The sequence below is a fragment of the Vibrio sp. Isolate22 genome, from assembly GCF_022398115.1.
GTDB lineage: Bacteria > Pseudomonadota > Gammaproteobacteria > Enterobacterales > Vibrionaceae > Vibrio.
Genome location: NZ_JAKEUW010000014.1, coordinates 19,192 through 39,312, shown reverse-complemented (window position 1 = coordinate 39,312; position 20,121 = coordinate 19,192). Strand labels below are relative to the sequence as shown.

At 43.5% G+C, this 20,121-nt stretch carries 19 protein-coding genes; all 19 read right to left on the bottom strand.

Annotated features, from left to right (window positions below; translation table 11 throughout):
- Window positions 1-4 precede the first annotated feature (4 nt).
- The gene (gene mreD, locus L1D55_RS10230; protein WP_239917360.1) at window positions 5-493 is read right to left on the bottom strand and encodes a rod shape-determining protein MreD; all 489 of its coding nucleotides are present in this window, start codon (window positions 491-493) and stop codon (window positions 5-7) included.
- A complete protein-coding gene (mreC, locus tag L1D55_RS10225) occupies window positions 483-1,370 on the bottom strand; it encodes a rod shape-determining protein MreC (RefSeq protein WP_008220573.1) in 888 nt (295 codons plus the stop codon). Before mreC ends, mreD begins: the two co-directional genes overlap by 11 nt.
- 94 nt (window positions 1,371-1,464) lie before the next feature.
- Window positions 1,465-2,508, bottom strand: coding sequence for a rod shape-determining protein (locus L1D55_RS10220; protein WP_004740843.1), 1,044 nt, complete (start codon window positions 2,506-2,508; stop codon window positions 1,465-1,467).
- 150 nt (window positions 2,509-2,658) lie between these two features.
- Window positions 2,659-7,101, bottom strand: a complete 4,443-nt coding sequence (locus L1D55_RS10215; protein ID WP_239917359.1) for a DUF6701 domain-containing protein — start codon at window positions 7,099-7,101, stop codon at window positions 2,659-2,661.
- Between the two features lie 2 nt (window positions 7,102-7,103).
- Window positions 7,104-7,532: an MSHA biogenesis protein MshP gene (locus tag L1D55_RS10210; RefSeq protein WP_107898895.1), complete on the bottom strand. Its 429-nt coding sequence runs from the start codon at window positions 7,530-7,532 to the stop codon at window positions 7,104-7,106.
- Window positions 7,522-8,262 (bottom strand): prepilin-type N-terminal cleavage/methylation domain-containing protein, encoded by a 741-nt coding sequence (locus L1D55_RS10205; RefSeq protein WP_239917358.1) that lies wholly within the window; start codon window positions 8,260-8,262, stop codon window positions 7,522-7,524. The genes L1D55_RS10210 and L1D55_RS10205 overlap by 11 nt, the downstream gene beginning before the upstream one ends.
- Complete coding sequence (locus tag L1D55_RS10200; protein ID WP_239917357.1) at window positions 8,262-8,831, bottom strand: type II secretion system protein; 570 nt, start codon at window positions 8,829-8,831, stop codon at window positions 8,262-8,264. Before L1D55_RS10200 ends, L1D55_RS10205 begins: the two co-directional genes overlap by 1 nt.
- Window positions 8,828-9,319, bottom strand: a complete 492-nt coding sequence (locus tag L1D55_RS10195; RefSeq protein ID WP_239917386.1) for a prepilin-type N-terminal cleavage/methylation domain-containing protein — start codon at window positions 9,317-9,319, stop codon at window positions 8,828-8,830. Before L1D55_RS10195 ends, L1D55_RS10200 begins: the two co-directional genes overlap by 4 nt.
- A gap of 146 nt (window positions 9,320-9,465) precedes the next feature.
- A complete protein-coding gene (locus tag L1D55_RS27575; protein ID WP_275665279.1) occupies window positions 9,466-9,924 on the bottom strand; it encodes a type II secretion system protein in 459 nt (152 codons plus the stop codon).
- Window positions 9,925-9,959: 35 nt separating this feature from the next.
- Entirely contained in the window at window positions 9,960-10,529 is a 570-nt protein-coding gene (locus tag L1D55_RS10185) for a type II secretion system protein (RefSeq protein ID WP_239917356.1), read from the bottom strand.
- A gap of 79 nt (window positions 10,530-10,608) precedes the next feature.
- Window positions 10,609-11,064 carry an MSHA biogenesis protein MshF gene (locus tag L1D55_RS10180; RefSeq protein WP_239917355.1) on the bottom strand — a complete coding sequence of 152 codons (456 nt, stop codon included), beginning with the start codon at window positions 11,062-11,064 and terminating at the stop codon, window positions 10,609-10,611.
- A gap of 3 nt (window positions 11,065-11,067) precedes the next feature.
- Window positions 11,068-12,291: a type II secretion system F family protein gene (locus L1D55_RS10175; protein WP_239917354.1), complete on the bottom strand. Its 1,224-nt coding sequence runs from the start codon at window positions 12,289-12,291 to the stop codon at window positions 11,068-11,070.
- A 12-nt stretch (window positions 12,292-12,303) separates the two neighbouring features.
- Entirely contained in the window at window positions 12,304-14,028 is a 1,725-nt protein-coding gene (locus L1D55_RS10170) for a GspE/PulE family protein (protein ID WP_239917353.1), read from the bottom strand.
- Entirely contained in the window at window positions 14,018-15,163 is a 1,146-nt protein-coding gene (locus L1D55_RS10165; RefSeq protein ID WP_239917352.1) for a tetratricopeptide repeat protein, read from the bottom strand. The genes L1D55_RS10170 and L1D55_RS10165 overlap by 11 nt, the downstream gene beginning before the upstream one ends.
- Window positions 15,164-15,165: 2 nt before the next feature.
- Window positions 15,166-16,005: an AAA family ATPase gene (locus L1D55_RS10160; RefSeq protein WP_239917351.1), complete on the bottom strand. Its 840-nt coding sequence runs from the start codon at window positions 16,003-16,005 to the stop codon at window positions 15,166-15,168.
- 47 nt (window positions 16,006-16,052) lie between these two features.
- Window positions 16,053-17,690: a pilus (MSHA type) biogenesis protein MshL gene (gene mshL / locus L1D55_RS10155; RefSeq protein WP_239917350.1), complete on the bottom strand. Its 1,638-nt coding sequence runs from the start codon at window positions 17,688-17,690 to the stop codon at window positions 16,053-16,055.
- 15 nt (window positions 17,691-17,705) lie between these two features.
- Window positions 17,706-18,038 (bottom strand): hypothetical protein, encoded by a 333-nt coding sequence (locus L1D55_RS10150; RefSeq protein WP_061033512.1) that lies wholly within the window; start codon window positions 18,036-18,038, stop codon window positions 17,706-17,708.
- A complete protein-coding gene (gene pilO, locus L1D55_RS10145) occupies window positions 18,031-18,678 on the bottom strand; it encodes a type 4a pilus biogenesis protein PilO (protein WP_239917349.1) in 648 nt (215 codons plus the stop codon). The genes L1D55_RS10150 and pilO overlap by 8 nt, the downstream gene beginning before the upstream one ends.
- On the bottom strand, window positions 18,678-20,120 hold the full coding sequence (locus L1D55_RS10140; RefSeq protein ID WP_239917348.1) for an MSHA biogenesis protein MshI: 1,443 nt from the start codon (window positions 20,118-20,120) through the stop codon (window positions 18,678-18,680). Before L1D55_RS10140 ends, pilO begins: the two co-directional genes overlap by 1 nt.
- Between the last annotated feature and the right edge of the window lies 1 nt (window position 20,121).

Below are 20,121 nucleotides of genomic sequence, written 5' to 3'. Positions count from 1 at the left end.
CACGTTACCTCACATGCCAATGGCGACGTACACGCCTCATCAACAAGAACATCCAAGGCCAAAGTATACAGTTTATCAATGCACTCCATAACGATAAGGGATTGAAGACCACATCTTGAATCAAATATTCACCGAAGAATACCAGTACCTCAAACAATACCGTTAACGCCGCAATGATCATGGCTTGTTGCCACAGCGCCATATTACGAATGACTAAGAAGTTTAACGCAACAATGTACATCACGATGGCCATCATCATGCCTCGAATACCTAGTGTTGAACCAATCAAAAGGTCCCACAACAGGCCCAGAATCAAAGCGCTGCCCACGTTAACACGATGAGGTAAAGCCAGAACCCAGTAACAAGTCACCAGCAGTAACCAAGACGGTCTGAACAGGTCTAAACTACCCGGCCATGGAATGGTTTGCAGAATAAGCGCGATCAATAATGAACAGCCAATTACTGTCTTGCTTCTTAAAACGCTATTGGCCATTTTCATCCTCTAACATTGCTTGCTCTATGTTGGATTGATCGGTCTGTTTCTGTTTATTTTCGTCAGGCCACACAAGCAGCAGATATCTAAGCTTATCAAACTCAACCACAGGTTCCGCTTTGATTACCGCAAACTCACGTTTCGGATCGTAATCAACCTTAGAGACATAAGCGACTGGATAGCCTTCTGGATAAACACCACCAAGACCTGACGTCACCAAGAGATCTTCTTCCTGAATGTCAGTACTGGTTGGAATGTGCTCTAGCTGGATTTCATCAATCATGCCATTACCAGAAGCAATCACACGGATATCGTTACGGATAACTTGGACGGGAATCGCATTGTTTGCATCCGTCAGTAACAAGACTCGGCTATTGTGAGCTGCAACAAACGTCACTTGGCCAACAATGCCTTTCTCGTTGATCACCGGCTGACCTTCATACACCCCATCAATCTGACCTTTATCGATCACAACTTGATGACGGTATGGAGAGGTATCAACGGCCATAACTTCAGTAACGACTTTCTTTTCATCGCGGATAAACGGAGAGCCTAATAGCTTACGAAGGCGCTTATTTTCTTCTTGATATTGCTCAAGCAGAATTAGCTCACTCTTCAGTCGCAAGACTTCTCGCTTCATATTATGGTTTGATTCGATCAGTCCTTTACGAGTGCTAAAACGGTCGTATACACCGTCAAACATCGTGCGAGGTAGGTTAGCTGCATATTGAATTGGGGCAACCATGCTGTTCAATAGATAGCGGACATTTGAGAAAGCATCTAAACGACTATCAGCCAGCATAAGGCTGGCTGATAAAATTACAGCAAAAAACAGGCGCAATTGTAGAGAGGGACCTCTACCAAAAATTGGCTTCATTCTATATTTGATCCTAGATCTACATTTGATCCTATAGACAAGGTCCTAAGCTCTTTACATAAAACTAGATAATAAAAGAGCCTAACACTAGATATTATTCTTCGCTAAACAGATCGCCGCCGTGCATGTCGATCATCTCTAGGGCTTTACCGCCACCTAGAGCAACACACGTTAGTGGCTCTTCTGCTACAACAACAGGAATACCTGTTTCTTCTGTTAGCAGACGATCAAGGTCTTTAAGCAGTGCACCACCACCTGTTAGTACCATACCGTTTTCTGAGATATCAGAAGCAAGCTCTGGTGGACACTGTTCAAGTGCAACCATTACTGCAGATACAATACCTGATAGAGGCTCTTGAAGTGCTTCAAGGATCTCATTTGAGTTCAGGCTAAAGCTACGAGGCACACCTTCAGCAAGGTTACGACCACGTACTTCGATCTCTTCTACTTCATCGCCAGGGTAAGCTGAACCGATTTCGTGTTTGATCTTCTCTGCCGTCGCTTCACCGATCAAGCTGCCGTAGTTACGACGAACGTAGTTGATGATCGCTTCATCAAAACGGTCACCACCGATACGAACAGAAGATGAGTAAACCACACCGTTCAGAGAGATAACCGCAACTTCAGTAGTACCACCACCGATATCAACAACCATTGAACCCGTTGGCTCAGATACGCGTAGGCCAGCACCAATCGCTGCCGCCATTGGCTCATCGATTAGGTAAACTTCACGAGCACCAGCACCCAGTGCAGATTCACGGATAGCACGACGCTCAACTTGCGTTGAACCACAAGGTACACAAACCAAAACGCGAGGGCTTGGTTTAAGCACACTGTTGTCATGTACTTGTTTAATGAAGTGCTGAAGCATTTTTTCCGTTACGTAGAAATCAGCAATTACGCCATCTTTCATTGGACGGATCGCTGAGATATTACCAGGCGTACGACCAAGCATTTGCTTAGCAGCGTGGCCAACAGCAGCGACACTTTTTGCAGAACCCACACGATCTTGGCGAATAGCTACAACTGAAGGCTCATCAAGAACAATGCCTTGGCCTTTTACATATATAAGGGTATTGGCAGTACCTAAGTCAATCGATAGGTCGTTTGAAAACATGCCACGAAGTTTTTTAAACATATTCTTCGCTCATCCTGCAAGAATTAGAAGACAAAAATTGCACTAAATGTACCAATGCCTTGCTGTCACGGCAAGGCATTGAAGTATAAACATGGACTGAAATCCGCAATTTCTTACAGATTCCTAACTTAACCATCAAAAATTATATTATTACTGACCTGTTAAGCCACTTTCACCTCGGTAGATTACTCGATCGTTACCGCGGTAGATGCCAAATGTGACGACAGTTGAGGGATCTTCATCGCCTAATTGACGCCAGTTGTATTGCAACCAAGGTTGATCTTCGTAATCTGTAGAACAAGATATATCATTTTCGCCCGTCTTCTTACTTGGCTTCGAGTTACCCATTCTTAACCATAAACGAACTTGTTCACGTGGCGAATCTGTACCTGCAGGCGTATTTTGATTCGCAGTGACCTCTTCCTCACCATCATCTACGCTGCCACTGCCGTTAAGCGAAGCTAACGTGGTTATTGCCCCGTCACTGTGCCAAATCACTTGTTTACAAGCTTTTGAACCATCAAAAGTACTGCGATTATCATCTTCATTAACAACAAATTCACTGCCATCCCAGAACTCAGCTCGCAATGGAATAGTTAGAACAGTATCAGAATTACCACCAATATCATCCAGTGCCATTCGGCCATATCGGGCAGGGGGTTGAATCAGAAACTCTACAGAGTCTGTCAAAGTATCTGAATCAGTAAATGACACTGGGTCAGCACCGTCTACCGTTAAACCGAAATGGGTAACTGTAGAATTAGCATCCGATGTATTAAAAGGATTATCCTTACGGCTAACCCCATCAGTATTCGTAACTCGCTTAAGAACAGCAGCACCATCGTTCAACAACCAATGCTTGCGATCAGTAGACCAAGTACCTGCCCCTGTATCCAGTAAGAACTCGTTATCGATAGCTGTGTCATCTAAAACACCAAATTTCGCCTGTAAGTCTGAATGGAAGAAACGGTAATTTTTAAGCGCGTTGCCGACACCGCTTTCACCTGATGCCATCGGATACACTTGATGAACGCTTGAGTCGTAAGGTTGACTCAAATAAGCAATATCGTTTTGATTAGCGACATTCCATTCAGGGTTCTCTTGCAGGAAGTATTTCGGATAGAAGCGGCCAATGGATTTACTTCCAGAGAAGCCACCGAGAATCTTGCCATAAAAGCTATTCGAGTCTTCAGTAACCTCAAAATTAAAACTACCCACTTCTGAATATTCTAAGTTCTTAAACTTATAGCCATTATCAGAAAGTACTATATCGGAGCTAGATTGAGTTAGTTGACTAGTCGGCTCTAAGCTACCTAATACTGCACCACTGTTACTAGGTGTATCTAATGTATGAGTTGCACCCACCGCACCTGCAGAAAGCAAATAATTTTGTGTTACCAAGCTATTATTACATTGCTGACTTGCATCACTCATGAACCGAATAGGTTTAGCAAACACGTCAAACTCTTCCCCTGCAGCAGCAAACGCACTCCCACTACTACTATTTCCATCAGAATTGTTGAGCGTGCAGATGGCAAATTTCCAAGGTCGAGAGTTCACCATGAAGCTACCTGAAAGTTTATCAATACCACTTTCAGGACAACCCGATATTTCACTACAGTCGAAGCTGTTATCGGTCAACGTTACCTTGAATTGACCCGACTCTTGAATCGAAAGTGTATCGGTTGTTTCACCCTGATCACTTAACTCAAAATCTGGAGTGTAATCTAATAAGCTTATCGCACCGTCTCCATTCGCAGGCTTAACTATATCTAAACTCACAGTGGGCTTGCCTACATAATCTTGTGACAACGACGAGTCTTGCGTATTGCACGACGATACCTTTGCCGTCACGTCGTACCCCTCGCCAGCCACAACAAACTGCTCATCAACATCAAACTTATAAGGTACGAAGTTAATTTTTGATGCTGCTGTTTCTAACTCACCATTCCAGGTACCACTGACATCATAACTCTCTAATTTAGAAGAAGATAAGTACAGCGTTCTTTGCCCATTCACAAAGTGGCTTTGATAGTCCCCTGAAGATGTAGAACAACTATTTCCATTTTTATCTTCACACCACTTCCCAGCAGAGTTTGGGGCATGAGATGCAGTAAAACTATCTTGAATGGTACTAATTACATTGCCGTCATCATCTACGACTTTGAATTCAACCTCAGCCACTTCACAGGTTAGAACGTGTGACTGCTTGGGGGTAACAACAAGAGAACCTGTAGGAATAGGGGGCAGCGGACAACTGTAATCCGGCTTATTGATAGTGACATTAGAATTAAACTGAGTCGTTCTTGCCGTTACTGCACCTTCAACTGAGGATTGATTTAACTCAATATAATCCGCAAGAATAAAACCTTTAAATATCGAATTACTTCCTTCAAAGATCACTTTAGCATCGGGAGCATAGATTATTGGATAGGCATCTTCCGAAGATATTTCAACCCGATTTGAAAAGCGAATTTCATCAATAACATTAAGTTGGCTTCCTGATTCGAAAATAAATTGAGCTGAGCCTGAGCTATATTTGAACGAGCCAAATGTTACTGAAGCTAGTTTAGGGATAACTAACTCAACATCGTTACCGTTTGATATGTTTAAGTTTGAAATATAAATGCCATCCTTTAGCTTCACTCGAACGACATTATAGTCAGTGCCCCACTTATTAACCGTCAAACTAGAAAGACTTTTCTCAATTGTAACTTCAACATTTCGTCCACTTTCTTGATATGAACATAACGATGAACCAGCCCCACATGAAAGGGCTATGTTGTCATTACCTGCGTTTAAAATAAGCGAATCGCTAGGTGTTTGTGTTGGAACAGAAACCACATTCGCACCATCGATTTTACGCAAGCTATTCAATGAATCATTGTTTCCAAGATCACAACCGTATTGCCCCTCACAAATCGGGTTATTATATATTTTATCTAATGTGTCGTAGTTGGCATGATCGAAACCTAGCATTAAATATTGCTGCATAGCATGACGCAAACTCGGGGAATCATCATAGAATTGGTAGTCGTCAGACTTTGTGTTTAGATATCGATATATATAGTCGTCAGACCAACCCAAAAAACGCACCGAATTGTTAGTTACAGTAAGTTCACTACTTACTCCTGTCCAACTTTGAATTGGCTCTGGAAATAAGTTACATACATTGACAGGAATTTCTACTTCAGGAATTTCAAAAGCAAAGTAACCTACTGATTCATAAGCACCATGCTTACGAGTACTCAGAGATGGTGCATCTTCATCAAATGCGAACGTAAATTGCGACTTTCCACCACTTACGTACTGCTTACAGTAACGTAGCCAACCACCGTCACCTCCGTTACGGGTTTGCTTATTGGCAATCACCCCGAATTTATCGAAGTTTTGATGAAGCGAGATTTCATTATTCAAGCATGACCAACCTATAGACTTATCCGGCTCTATCTCTATTTTCTGGTTGTAGGTACCCGGAGCTTGGAAAAACTCAATTTTTGAGGATTTAGATTCATCTTGACCGGAGAAGGTAGGAACCGCTAAGTACGCGATTTTCTTAGCTGAAGAGGTTGGCCCCTGTCGCCCACGTTCTAAAGCAAGTTTGAATTTCTGGTTAGTTAAACCAGAGATTGCAGTCGTAGCCCAATCTCGATCTTTACCTTGAACTTGAGCCATGATCACGGGGTTAGCAATATCCCCCCCCTGATAGGAGACCGTTTCCCAATCAGAACTGCCGCAAGCATTACCTTTACATTGAGCTTTAGAAGTTATGATATTGCCAGCTTCACCATAAACCTTAGCTCCATTATGATCGTAAAATGTTAACCTTCCAGGCTCAGTAACAAAATAGTAAATCGGCGACATTCGATCCGTGGAGCTATAGCTCTCAGCCGATTCACTCTCAATTGTGGCACCTTTCTTTGAATCCCAAATAGTCGCAACACTATTTACGATATCATCAGGGTTAATAGTCGACATTAAGAATACAATAGGATCATCATATTCCTTTTGGAACAATAAGTTACACCCATGAGTACAATCCATACCTTCAATAGAGCCAAACTCATAAGGTACATCTTCTAGCTCGAGGGGAGGTGTTGGCTCTTTATCACCAGTAGCACATTCAACCTCTGCATTATCTCCAGAAACCTGTAGTGTTCCATTACCACCATCAATGGAGATTTGTGTAGAAGAAACAAACCTATAACCCAAACCTGTGTCAAGTTTATATACTAACTCACCTCTCTTACCATTATTCTGAGTTGGTCGATAAATCAATAAGCCTTTTTCTCCAGGAATAACCGTTGAATCTTTAATTTCAGCCCAACGCCACCAAACACTAGACCAAAGTGCGACGTTCGAATTATTGGAAGTAAAACTTATGGTTAGATTTTTAGGGGTAGGTACAGTAAAAGCGACAGAAAATCCATCCTGCCTTTTTAAGTCGCTACATTGTTCAGGTGAGAAATCATCAGCTATCGCAACAAAAGAAGTTCCGCATAAAACAGTCATGATTAGACATCGCTTTAAAAAGTTAGCATCACAACGAGCATAATTTTTAAGTATTCTGAAAAGACCAACCAATAATTTCATACTCACTCCCTCACCCAAACTTCTTGAATGCGCTGTACTTGGTTAATACCCGAACCACAAATGGCTGTTGATTCAATTTTGAAAAAGCCAACACCATCTAGCACACCAATTTGTCGACAGGTTAATTGATCTACGGTACAGATAGTCGACATACCACTACTCACTTGATTTGAGTTCAAGTTACTACACACGGTACTCACACTTGTTGAGACGGCAGGCGAAACAGTCAAAGGGTAAACTTGAGTAAGTGCCCATTCATTAGCAGAATGTGCGAGCAACCAGGCTTGTGTTCCAAGCTGTTTACGCGTCAATGTATCGTGATTTGACCACTGAACTTGTACTAAAGAAGTCGCAAGGAAGCCCATCACCACAATAACAAATACTGCGACGACCAAAACACTACCTTGTTGAGATGATTTTCTATGGCGCATTGAGTACCTGCACATCTTGTTGGTAAACGCTTACTTCACTATTCTGCTCAAGTACAAGATCGATGTGAATCACACCACCTCTTTGCAAGCTTGGCTCTTCATAACGAAAATTACTTTGAGCGTAATTAATACTGTCTGCAACAGTGACTCCATTACGTTGAATTAACCCTTGCTTCTGAATCGTATCGTTCACTAAGCAATAACTCACAGAGGCATTCTCATCGTAAATATAATGGCGCTCAGCCTTCGAACGATTATCTAAAGTCACAGAAGGGGCAGTAAAAACATTATTGGTTGAAATTAGCCCTGACACTGCAATCCGCTTGGTTGAACCCGCTCCTAGTTCAGAGAAGTTCGTTGGATTGATAATTAGGAAATCGTTAGCATCGAGTATGGGGGAGTCTTGCCCGATGATAAAATTGAGCTCATTGGTCGCTTCATCTAGATGATAAAAGCCAGAATATTTAATAGCGTAAAAGGTAAGACATTTCTGAGCAAAAGCCGAAGCCGGCATAATGCTCGAATCAAAACTGTTAGGAACCGCATGGCTGATCTCGCGCGACATTTTCTCGACAACAAACTGCCCTTTTACTTGTACCTTTTGTCTGTCGATAGTGTCGACATACCCTTTCATTCCGTATTCAACAAAACCAGCAATCGCTAGCCCAATAACGGCAACTACAACGATCGTTACTATCATCTCTATTAAAGTGAAACCACGTTGTTTCATTAGTAGTTCCCCTTGTAAGCGATAACGCTGTAGCGATTGTTACCACCAAATATCTGTATCTCAACACGCTTCATAGTGCCAATCGTATTATCATCAATTCCATCCATATTGGCATCGTAAAAAACAGACACTTCGACCCGAAAATTGGCATAGCTGCCCTCAATATTTTCATCTAGGATATTAGCAAGTGGATACTTTACCGAAGAAATACAAGCTGACTCTGTGGTATCTGTATACCAACATCCGATATAGTCATCGACGTCATTAAAAACAGCAGGCGTTGCTTCAGAACCATCAACGCCGAGCTCCCCTGGAGCAGAGCAAGCTACTGTACCCGCATCACCACAACGTATTATTCCACCATCAAAATCACTATGTTCATCAAAACCACGAGCCAATATTTGATTCATCAAACTTTGTCCTAACGCGACTGAGCGGTTTTGATACTGTGGATCAGCGGAGCTTGCAACTTGTGGTGTTAAAAGACTGGTAATTGTGACCATCGCAATACCTAGGACGATAATCACTACAATACTTTCAATCAGAGTAAATCCACGTGAGCGAATCATAGACAGGCTCCTTCACGCACATAGCCTTGAGAGTTAATGCAGACTTGGACGCTATTACTCGAAGTGGTGGAGTTAATCGTAATATTAACGCCAGCACTCACTGAAGGGTTTCCTAAGAGATCAAAATCGATAATCGTATTGGAAGGAGAAAATGTAATATCTGACTCACGCACATAGTCACTACGAGCATCGGCTTGTGATTTTTGAGTGCTATTTGATAAATTTAAGCTACATGCCGAAACCGAACCTAAGCAGTCACTATTGATCGCAAGACGGAAACTATCATTAGCAGAAGAAACGTTTGATTGCATTCGGTTTACTTGGATCTGACGAATGACAGAGATGACTTGCTCTTGCGCAGAAAAAGTAGAGAAGCTAGAAGTACCAACGAAGCGACTTGCGGCAAAAGTGGAAACAATACCGAGAATAATAATAACGATGATCAACTCTACCAGAGTAAAGCCTTTAGATATGGGACTGCTATTCATCATTAGCCTCTAACTGCCTAGCGAATACCAATTATACAAGATAACGAAGTTTACAAACTTATGTATATGAATAGTTTTAATATTTATGTGTGTTGGATAGAAAAAAGGCCAGCAGGTGCTGGCCTCTATTATCTATCAATTACAAATTAGTCAGTACAAGAAGTCACTGTAATTGTCGGCTCTTGAGCTGTTGTTGCTGTAGCATCGATGGCGTAAGTCACAAAACACGTAGTGTTGTTGTCAAAGCCGTATGCAATAGCACCAGTTGCAGACGAAATTACCGTCCAGTCTTCAGCTAGGCCAGATACTGCATTGCCAATACCAGCAGATGTAGCTTCAGGGTAACCATAAACAACGTTGATATTATTTCCGTTAGCACCAGATACTGCGCGACCAGAAGAAATAGCCTCTAAGCCATCAATTGCAGCTTTACCATATACAATACCTGCAGCACCAGCCATTGCTCCCTTTAGACCTTCCAAAGAAGATGTACGAGCATCATCTTGCAGGTTAAGGAAACGCGGTGCCGCAGTTACAGCAAGAATACCTAGAATAACAATTACAACCACAAGTTCGATTAGGGTGAAACCGCCTTGTCTTTTCATAGTTAAGCTCTCTCTATGTTTAATTTTACGCAGACTTACTGCAAAGTTACGGTCACACGACCAGTTTTAATTTCGTAAACAAATTCATGCTCGGTACTACCTTCCAATTGAACATAGGTACAGGTTGCATCACCAGAATTTGCTTGCGCAGAATACTTGTAGTTTGAGTCGTTCGCTACATCTGAAACAGGGCCCACTTTTGGTGGATTTTGCAGCAAGTTTTCCATCAACTCAGAACATGTTTCGTCTGAAATATCTTGTGGCGCAGTGCCAGAATTGTTGTTCAGAGTCCATGGATAACCATCTCGAAAGTCAGTATCCACATTGCTACTGTTCTTTGATCTTGTTAACCAAAAATCAACACCATCATATTTTACAGTATTGTATGTTTCAACACCAATCTTCTCTGAGGGTCTTGCTTCCGCTTCCCATTGTGCTCTTGCTGACAAAACAGCCGTTGCAAAACCACCAGCGACACCTTCAATACTGGATTTTTTGGCTTCATCCGTCACATCGAGGAAACGAGGCAACGCAGCGACCGCCAATAAACCAACGACTACGATCACTAATTCGACAAGGGAGAAACCCTTTTGATTCTTAAGCATTTTCTACCTACTCATCTAATTATTAACGCGCATTATACATTCGCGCACGTATAAAACCATACTAAAACTGTCAATATTTTCACAAAGCCAAAATATTGGCTTTCACGCTAAACCTTTCCCGCTTAAGTAATATATCTATTTGATATTTATCGCCATAATGATAAGTACAATGAAACTGTATGTTATCACTTTGGTCTTCAACTCTTGGAGAGTTTAGCCCTAGAATGCTCTTCGGTGGATATAATTGATCCAGCCAATAATTGCAGTCTACCTCCGAACCTTGAGTCGGCATTACCCACCCGGTTCTGCTGTAATCTTTGGAGTGTTCTGAGTCGCTATCTTGCTCTGCACCTTTTAGCAAATATTGTTGTTTGAACAGATTTTCTTGCTCAAGGATGCGCTTACTCGCCACAATTAATGCCGTATTGGTCGCATCTTCTTCTACTGACTCCCATGCAGAAAGCAGCCCTATAATTAGAAAAAGAATAACCACAGTCCAAATAACAAAACGTGAGCGTTGTAGGTTATTTAGCATTCCTTAACCTTTGATTGCATCCAGCATTCCCCACATCGGTAAGAAAATACCGAGAGCGAGAATCAACACCATACCGGCCACTATGGTCAGCAAGATCGGTTCAATTCTTGCGGTTAAGGTTTTCAGGTCATAATCGACTTCTCGATCATAATAGTCAGCCACTTCAAGCAATAGCTCATCGATACGGCCAGTCTCTTCACCTACCGAGATCATTTGTATCACCAGCGGTGTGAAAATTTCGCTGTTAATCGCCGTCGACGAAACTGTACTACCCGCTTCGATAGCCGACTTCATAGCTTGTACCCGCAGCTCTAAAAAGCGGTTATCCAAGGCTTCAGCAGATAGCGCTAAAGATTGATTGAGCGGTACGCCGGCTTTCAGCATCAACGCAAAGGTACGCGAAAAGCGTGACAGCAATGCTCGGTTCACGMCCCCGCCGATGACAGGTATCTTTAAGCGAATCCTGTCCCACTTCTCTAGGCCTTTATCCGTCTTTACCCAGGCTTTGAACGCAAAGATAAGACCAAAGATCACGCCGAGCATAATCCCCCAGTAATTAACAAAGAACTCAGACATGCCTATTAAAATACGAGTCGGCAGTGGCAGATCGACACCAAACCGAGCGAACATACTGGAGAACTGTGGAATAACCTTGATGTTAAGTATGAACATCGCGATCAAAATAAAGCTAATCACGAAGGTTGGATAGCGCATCGCGGTCTTGATTCGCTTTCGAGTCTCGACTTCTTGTTCGTAGTAACCCGCTAATTGCAGCAAGGCCTGGTCAAGACGACCTGTATTTTCACCAACACCGATCATCGAGACAAACAGTGGGCTAAACACTTTAGGGTGCATCTGCATCGACGCCGCTAAACCACGACCATTGGTTAACTCAGCAACCACCTCTTCAAGCGCAGCCTTCAACTGCTTATTTTCGCAGTTTTGGGTCAGGCCTTTCATTGACCTTAATAGCGGAACGCCCGCTTTAGTTAAGCTGTATAACTGGCGGCAGAACAACACTAGGACCTCAAGCGGAACACTCGGTGAGAATAGAGCTGAGACATCCATATCCAATACGGAACCGCCACTTTTCCCAAGCTTAATCGAGGTAGGGATAATCCCCTTACTCATCAAACTCTCAGCGGCAAGGTCTTCGTTATTCGCGTCTAGTTGGCCACTTACTTGGCTACCATCAGAGCTGCGACCTACATAACGATACGTTGGCATATCACTCTACCCCTACAGATAAATTGGGTCAGTTGAGCCAGATGCGTCACCTTCACCGAGGTTCATTATCTCATCGAGGCTCACTACACCTTGTAAAGCCAACTCCATCGCTGAGGCCAGTAACGGTTTGTAGTTTTCAGACTGTCTTGCGGTTTGAGCAAAACAAACGGCATCGTTAGCTCTTAAAGCATCCATCATGTTGTGCTCAAGCTCCAACATCTCGAATACACCGATACGCCCGCGGTACCCGGTTAAGTTACAGTTCTGACAACCACGACCTTTCATGAAAGGAACATCGACCTGATTTGGGAAACGAACGCTCAGCCATTGTTTGCGCGCTTCATCCAGTTCATCATCAACCTTACAGTCGGTACAAACTTTACGAACCAATCGCTGTGCCACTACTGCTCGAACCGCACTCGCGACTAAGTAACCTGGCGCTCCCATATCCATCATACGCAATGCACTGTCTACCGCATCGTTGGTGTGAAGGGTACTTAGCACTAAGTGACCGGTAAGTGCTGCTCTCAAACCAATCTCAACCGTCTCATGGTCACGCATCTCACCAATAAGAATGATATCGGGATCCTGACGTAAGAAGGTTCTTAAGATCGTAGAGAAGTCGAGATTGATTTTAGGGTTAACCTGAACTTGGTTAATCCTAGGCAGGCGGTATTCCACCGGGTCTTCCGCGGTAATGATTTTTTTACCCGGCTCATTCAGTTCACTTAGCGCGCCATAAAGGGTGGTTGTTTTACCTGAGCCCGTAGGACCAGTAACTAGAATCATCCCGTGAGGGCGGCGTAGCTGTTTACGAAGACGAACCAGCAGCTCACTTGGGATACCCGACGCTTCCAGTTTACGTAGACCGGCAGATTGGTTCAGCAGACGCATAACCACTGACTCACCGTGCTGCACTGGCATCGTCGACATACGAATATCGACAGACTGACCTTTCGCTCGAATATTGAAACGACCATCTTGTGGCAGACGCTTCTCTGAGATATCAAGGTTTGCCATCAGCTTTAAACGTAATACCAGCGCAGATGCGATATTTACTTCGTTAAGTAGAGTTTCATGTAACACGCCATCGATACGCTGACGAAGACGCAGCACATTAGAATCAGGTTCAATATGAATATCGGAAGCACCTACTTGGATCGCATCTTCAAACAGCGAGTTGATCAGCTTAACCACTGTCACTTCATCACTGTCTTCTTCTGCAATATCAAAGTCAAAAACTTCATTCACTTGGTGTTCAGCATGGAGCTGCTCAGCGAATGAGGCGATCTCTTTGGTTCTACGGTAATAGCGATCAAACCCGTCAACCAATTGCCTTTCTGGCGCAACAACAAATTCGAGTGCGTAATCACCTAATTGACCAAGCAGTGATTCCTGAGCAAACAGATCCGCAGGATCACTCATCGCCACACGCAGCGTGTCACCTTGTCGACCAATAACCAATGCGCGAAGACGGCGGGCATGAACTTCAGGTAAAAGCTGAACCGCTTCAACATCAACGTTCGCTCGACTGAGATCGATAAGAGGAATAGCAAGCTGTTGCGACAAAAAGCTCAGCATTTGTTGCTCAGACAAGAAGCCAAGTTCGATCAGAGCATCACCAAGCTTACGACCGGTACTTTTTTGAGAGGCAAGCGCTTGTTCAACTTGGGCCTCGGTAATAATGCCTTCTTCAACAAGCAAATCACCAAGTCTTTTTCTTAATCTAATTTGCATTGCTGCTCTCCTCTAAAGCACTGATTATTTTCAATCGGTCACGCACAAAGCTTTGTGATTGAGATGAGATACCGACTCGAGTTAACGCACCTTGGTATGATTGTTTTGCTGCAGCGAAATCTAACTGTCGCTCTTGCTGTATCGCTAAACCTAACCACCAGCGAGCGTTCTCAGAATCAATCTCGACCAGCTTCTGGTAACTCTCCAACGCAATTTCTTCTTGCTGTGACTTTTGGCTCAGCGCAGCACGCATTGCTAGGTATTCTTGGGTTGGATGCGGAGGCATGTGTATCAGAGGGCTTAACGCTGCCTCTGCTTGGTCCGCTTTCACCAACAGTTTAGATAATCCCAAACGTAACTTTTCACTATTAATGTTGAGTTTAATGCCCGACTGAAGAAGCTCATAAGCTTTACGAGTGTCACCTTTGCCGAAATAGAGAATAGCGAGCTTTTGACGAACATCTTCATTTCTTGGCGTATAACGAAGTGCTTCGTTGTATCCCTTCAATGCACCAGTAAGATCATTGGCATCCAGCGCTTTCTGAGCTCGCCCTTGAGCACTAATAGACAGCTGCTCTGGGGTCAGTTCTACTTGTTCAATCAGTATTCCACTATTTTCTGAGTCTTTTGGCTCATCAGAAATAGAAGCTGGGCTGCTCTTCGCAACGCTCGCAATCAAGGTCGGCTCAGGAGCTTGTGCCGTATTTGCTTTTGTTGTTGCTAACGGTTTCGCTTGTACCTGAGGTTTTGTTATTTGTGGCGTTTTAACCGCTGAATCCACAACTGGCGCCTGATTTCGAGAGCTTGTTTCTGGGCTTGCGTGAGTTAGATAGGAAGAGTCGACCGTCACTAGCTTCTTAGTTGGCGATGACGGAGCTTGAGTAACAATTGCAGGCACTTCTGCCGAGCTATCAACAACAGAGACCTGGACCTGTCTATCTAGAGTAGAAATTGAGTTCTCAACCGTTGGGCCCTGTGATATCGCCCAACCGCCCATGGCCAAGCTCAGAGTAAAACCTGCAGCTACCCACACCAATGGTGAGCGCGTTTTTACCTTAGGCACGACCGCGGCTTCTATTGCTGTCGCTGATTTTTTCTTTGCCAATTCAGACAAGGCGTTATTAATGACGCTCATAATTAATTCCAACCCCACAGTATTGGCGTTTTAAATTTGGGCTTACACACATCGTAAGTTTCATGCATCGCAGAGAACAGATGTTGGTTATCGATATTTTTTTTGCTTTCACTGAACGACAACAGTAAAGCCTTGTGGCATAGCTGATTGATCAACCTTGGGATACCTTGTGAAGAACGACAAATCGCTTTTTTTTGATTCAAACTGAACAGTTCTGGGCTGCCGCCTGATTTAGCAATTCGGTTATCAATATAAGCCACCGTCTCATCAAGAGTTAGCGCCCTTAATGTCGAACTAAAAGTGATTCTTTGACGAAATTGTCTTAGATGATAAGCCTCTAAGCGAGCGTCTAATTCAGGCTGCCCAAGCAATACTATCTGAAGTAGTTTCTTGTCTTCAGTTTCCAGATTACCAAACAATCTCAATGTCTCTAGCACTTCGTCAGAGAGAGCTTGCGCTTCGTCAATAATCGCGACCACTCTTAAGCCTGAGTTATGCAGTTCAATCAACTTATGTTGAATGTTATCCACCAGCGAGGCTTCGTTCTCAACCGTTAAATCAAGCTCTTTGGCGACAGCATGACGTAAGTCAGCTCCGGACAACACTGGGTTTGGCAAGTAAATTAATGCGGTACAGTCTTTTAGGTGATTGACCAGCATCCGGCAAACCATAGTCTTACCGGTACCTACTTCTCCAGTCACCTTGATGACACCCTCTCCCATCTCTAACGCTGAAATGACCGTTTGAATCGCCTCAAAATGCGGGGCTAATCCGTAAAAAAAATCGGTATTCGGCGTTAAGGTAAATGGCAGCTGTTCAAAACCAAAATGAGCTTGATACATAGATTCACCCGACTTAGTGAAGCGCTGCCAATTCAAAAAGTAAGCATTTACTCTTCATCAGGGAACCATTGCTGAAGCAGATCACGAGAACGCTCTAACTCAGATTGCCACGTGTTCACACCCACAACCGTCGGTTTAAGCAAAATCACGAGCTCGGTCTTTTGCGTCAATTGATTGGTGTTACGGAACAAGTGGCCCAAAGCCGGAATATCGCCTAAGAATGGAACTTTAGAAGTCACATCACTGGTGTTTGATTTCATCAGACCACCAATAACAACCACATCACCATCTCGTGCTCGAATCACCGAATCAGACTCACGAATAGAGCTTTTCGCTAAAGGTAGCTGTACAACACCCGTTGTTGAACCAAGGTTGAGTTCTTTAACTTCTTCTTCGACTTCGATAACCGCAGGGTGAACATGCAGGAATACGTTGCCTTTATCGTCAATCTGAGGCGTTACATCTAAAGAGATTCCCGAGAAGAATGGTGTCAGCTCGACCTCAGGGGCAACATTAGCATTATCACCACTACCCACAGCGCTTGATAAGTCAGTTACGTAGTATTCGTCAGTACCAACTTTGATCACTGCTTTTTGGTTATTAGACGCTGTAACTCGTGGGCTCGATAGAACATTCAAATCACCTTGAGTGTCCATAAAGCTCAATACCGCTTCAAAGCTACCATCTGAAATCGTTACGTTAGTTTGTCCACCGAGCAATGAGCTAATCGCATCAAGTGGAGGTAATGTCCCACCAGGACGCTCAACCACTACACCACCGCTACCAATCGATTTAGATAAGTTCGACCAGCTGATACCCTGTTGATAGCCATCACTCAACGTCACTTCCATGATTTTGGCTTCAAGGATAACTTGACGTTGCAAGCGCTGTTGAGAAACACCTAAGAACTCGCGAACCTCACGAATTTCATCAGGGAATGCACGGACTGTAATCACACTCGCTTGTGGCGTCACGACAACACTTTGCCCATCACCAGAACCAATTAGGTGCGCAACCGCAGCTTCAAGTTGTGGCCAGAAATCACTTTCAGAAGTGGTCTCAATCTCAGTACCACCGTTCGAGGTAGAGTTTGAGTTATTCGAAGAGTTAGATGAATTCGACGAATTTGAGTCAGAACTTGAAGAGCTCGATGAACTGTTGTCTGAGTTAGAGATAGTTCCCGTCGTTATCGTAGTCAATGAGCGACCAGCACGTTTAACCTGTAAATAGTCGACAGGGATCGTCACCGTACGAAGACCCGCAGGGTAAACTTGAATCACTTTGCCACGCTTTTCAATATCGTAGCCATACATATCCTGAGCCACAGCCAGCACTTCATCTAGCGTCACATCCGTTAAGTTCAGCGTAAGCTTTCCAGATACGCTTGGATGAATCGCTGCGCTGTATTCTGTGCCTTTCACTAAACTAGCAAAGAAGGTCCTCGCTTCGACACCTTTTGCTTGAATACGAAAACGCTTCACGGTCTCCATTCCCGGAGACATCACATCGGAATTAAGCTGAGGCATAAGATCATCTTGTACAGACGAAGGCAGCTCATGAAGCGCCTTGCTGTTCGCTTCATTAATAGATTCGTTTAAAGACTCTTTTATCTCAACAGGATCACGATGCCCCATCGAACAGCCGACCAAAGATGACACTATGATCGCTACTACAAGTTTACGCATGTCTTCACTCAAACCTTAATTATTCTTAATATCTAAAGAGAACATCTCTAATTTCCACTGCTTAGAGCTTCTCTGCAGAGTGACGTATTCTGAATCTATTTTCTTAACTCGATACCCTCTTATCGTCTCTCCTTGAGCAACAATTTCACCATTGAGAATGGCGTAGCAAGGCGTATCCGCTTTACACACGATGCTTTCTAAAGACGGTAAACGATAATGAGTTGGCGCTTTCTTCGCCGGCGCTGTTTTTTGTTGAGGCGTCATCCAACCCAGAGGTGCCGTTGGATCTTGCTCAGCCGACGCCAGTGAACTGGCAAACAGTAATGACAACAATAGAGTTCTAACCACCGATAAACTCCTGTCTGGTACCTAGCGTGTAAACCTCAAATACAAGTCGAGCTTTTGGGTATTCTTCTACTGTGTATTCAAATGTGCGCCAGTAGTAGCTCACAGGAAGAGACTCAAGCGCCTCAAGGTAAGCTGCAATGTCAAAGTAACTACCAGTCAATTCCATTCTCACCGGGTGAAGAAAATAACCTGAATATTCACTGGTCTCTTTGTTGTTCGAGATCGCTTCTGGCTTAAGTGACTCCAACGACTCCAATTTCAAGCCGTTCCCTGCATTAAGTACACTTTCGAGCAATTGCGACATTTGGGATGGCGAGATCAACCCATCAACCATTTCGGCAAGTTCGAGAGACAGTTCTTGACTCTCTCGCATCAGTTTTTTGTATTCGAGGTTGATCTCTTTATCAGGGTCTTTGTTCAATTTAGCTTGCAGAACAAGTAACTCACCTTGCTGCCTTTGATTTGACTGAGTCAAGCTAGTCATCTTGGCGTTTTTAGCTTGCAAATCGAGGTATGCAGGCTCCACCAATAAGGTAAAAAGCAACATGGAGAAACCAACGAAACCACACACGAAAAGCAGCCACTTTTCTCTTGGGCTTAATGCAAGAAACTTATCGCTAAGCTGATTCCACTGCTGCATTACTTGCTCTCCCTACGAGTACTTAACTCAAAGGTCACCACATCTTGATCATTACGACCTATTTTCAGCTTTTCAAAAGAACGACCAACAAGATTAAGCTCATTTTTGAATTGTCCAATCCAGTTAGGGACGACATTAGCATTGCGAGCTAAGCCACTCATATCTAGCGTGTCATGAGTCATATAGATGTGCGAAAGAGAGATGTCATTTCGGCCTAATTGAGCTAAGGAATTCATGACGCCAGAATACCCGACTTGCTGAGATTCGTCGTATTGCCCAACCGCCTTTAATGCCTCTTTTTTTGCTTGAGTCTCACGTTTGAGACGCTCAACTGCCGCCACTTTATCAGGGGAAGGTTTATGTTGAGTTAACTTACTATTCAATTGGTTAAGCTGCTTGTTAAGCTGGTTCGAGTTTTGTTGTAACACTGTTAATTCAGTATCTAGATTGGAAGCTTGGTAGTTCATCACAAAGTAACTGCCAAGTAGCAAAGCACCAACCACTCCCCAACTCGCAGTGACATTCGCTAAAGTAAAATACTCTTTTTTAGGCTTTAAATGCTCAGGGTAAAGGTTAACGTTGAACGTCTCTTTTTTAACCGCAAGTTGAACCAACAAGCTTTCAGAGTTTTCACGCTCACCTTCAACGAGTAATGAGACCGTTGAACTCAGTGTATTGTTTAGCGCAGTTTGTAATTCAGCTTCATCCTCTTCATCACAACAGATCTTGAGTTGATGAAGTTGCGTACCTTTAATTTGAGAAGACAGATAATCAATAGAACGTTGAAGCTCCAAGGCAAGACCATCTAATTGCAGAGCACTAGACGCCACTCCTGTTAGAGGGGGCACAACGCTACGGATGGTTCTTTGGAAGCAAACAGTATGTTCAACAAACGCCCCCAGCTTGAAGTGCGAATTAGTACTGCGTTGTAAAAGGATAAAGTTCGACAGTTCACCTGCACTATAACCCCAGATTTCATCTTCTGGCGCCACACCTTTTAGCTCAACTTGCGCCGAGTTCGTAATATTAACCAGCTTGTCTAGCAGCTTTTTCGGCAATACATACACTTGTAGTTTATTCGACGTAGGTAGAGCGACGGCACTCGCGGTGATCTCGGTAACTCTCTCCGCAACAAGGTCTTTGAGTAGAAATGGCAAGGCAACTGACCATTCGCTTTCTGGAATGTCCGGCTTATCAAGCTGATAGGTTTGGTAATAGTTGGCGCAAACAATAAGTTGAAGGCTATTGCTGGTAAACGCCTCACTATTTAACGATTTTTTCAGCGCACTTTCCCAGTCACCATTAACGAAAGGAATACTGGTTACTTGGGATTCTTGTTCTGTCGATGAAATATAGACAGCATCGTTACCCAGCATGACAACTTGAGTGTTGCCATTGCTTTTGCTTGGCTTTAATTTGTCTACAATCGCTTTAAAATTCATA

What these genes read in the sequence shown, in the direction of transcription:
- L1D55_RS10170 (WP_239917353.1), bottom strand. Translation starts at nt 14,028, where the DNA reads ATGCAAATTAGATTAAGAAAAAGACTTGGTGATTTGCTTGTTGAAGAA.
- L1D55_RS10185 (WP_239917356.1), bottom strand. Translation starts at nt 10,529, where the DNA reads ATGCTTAAGAATCAAAAGGGTTTCTCCCTTGTCGAATTAGTGATCGTA.
- mshL (WP_239917350.1), bottom strand. Translation starts at nt 17,690, where the DNA reads ATGCGTAAACTTGTAGTAGCGATCATAGTGTCATCTTTGGTCGGCTGT.
- L1D55_RS10200 (WP_239917357.1), bottom strand. Translation starts at nt 8,831, where the DNA reads ATGATTCGCTCACGTGGATTTACTCTGATTGAAAGTATTGTAGTGATT.
- L1D55_RS10205 (WP_239917358.1), bottom strand. Translation starts at nt 8,262, where the DNA reads ATGAAACAACGTGGTTTCACTTTAATAGAGATGATAGTAACGATCGTT.
- L1D55_RS10165 (WP_239917352.1), bottom strand. Translation starts at nt 15,163, where the DNA reads ATGAGCGTCATTAATAACGCCTTGTCTGAATTGGCAAAGAAAAAATCA.
- L1D55_RS10210 (WP_107898895.1), bottom strand. Translation starts at nt 7,532, where the DNA reads ATGCGCCATAGAAAATCATCTCAACAAGGTAGTGTTTTGGTCGTCGCA.
- L1D55_RS10180 (WP_239917355.1), bottom strand. Translation starts at nt 11,064, where the DNA reads ATGCTAAATAACCTACAACGCTCACGTTTTGTTATTTGGACTGTGGTT.
- L1D55_RS10195 (WP_239917386.1), bottom strand. Translation starts at nt 9,319, where the DNA reads ATGAATAGCAGTCCCATATCTAAAGGCTTTACTCTGGTAGAGTTGATC.
- L1D55_RS10220 (WP_004740843.1), bottom strand. Translation starts at nt 2,508, where the DNA reads ATGTTTAAAAAACTTCGTGGCATGTTTTCAAACGACCTATCGATTGAC.
- L1D55_RS27575 (WP_275665279.1), bottom strand. Translation starts at nt 9,924, where the DNA reads ATGAAAAGACAAGGCGGTTTCACCCTAATCGAACTTGTGGTTGTAATT.
- L1D55_RS10140 (WP_239917348.1), bottom strand. Translation starts at nt 20,120, where the DNA reads ATGAATTTTAAAGCGATTGTAGACAAATTAAAGCCAAGCAAAAGCAAT.
- L1D55_RS10215 (WP_239917359.1), bottom strand. Translation starts at nt 7,101, where the DNA reads ATGAAATTATTGGTTGGTCTTTTCAGAATACTTAAAAATTATGCTCGT.
- L1D55_RS10160 (WP_239917351.1), bottom strand. Translation starts at nt 16,005, where the DNA reads ATGTATCAAGCTCATTTTGGTTTTGAACAGCTGCCATTTACCTTAACG.
- pilO (WP_239917349.1), bottom strand. Translation starts at nt 18,678, where the DNA reads ATGCAGCAGTGGAATCAGCTTAGCGATAAGTTTCTTGCATTAAGCCCA.
- mreC (WP_008220573.1), bottom strand. Translation starts at nt 1,370, where the DNA reads ATGAAGCCAATTTTTGGTAGAGGTCCCTCTCTACAATTGCGCCTGTTT.
- mreD (WP_239917360.1), bottom strand. Translation starts at nt 493, where the DNA reads ATGGCCAATAGCGTTTTAAGAAGCAAGACAGTAATTGGCTGTTCATTA.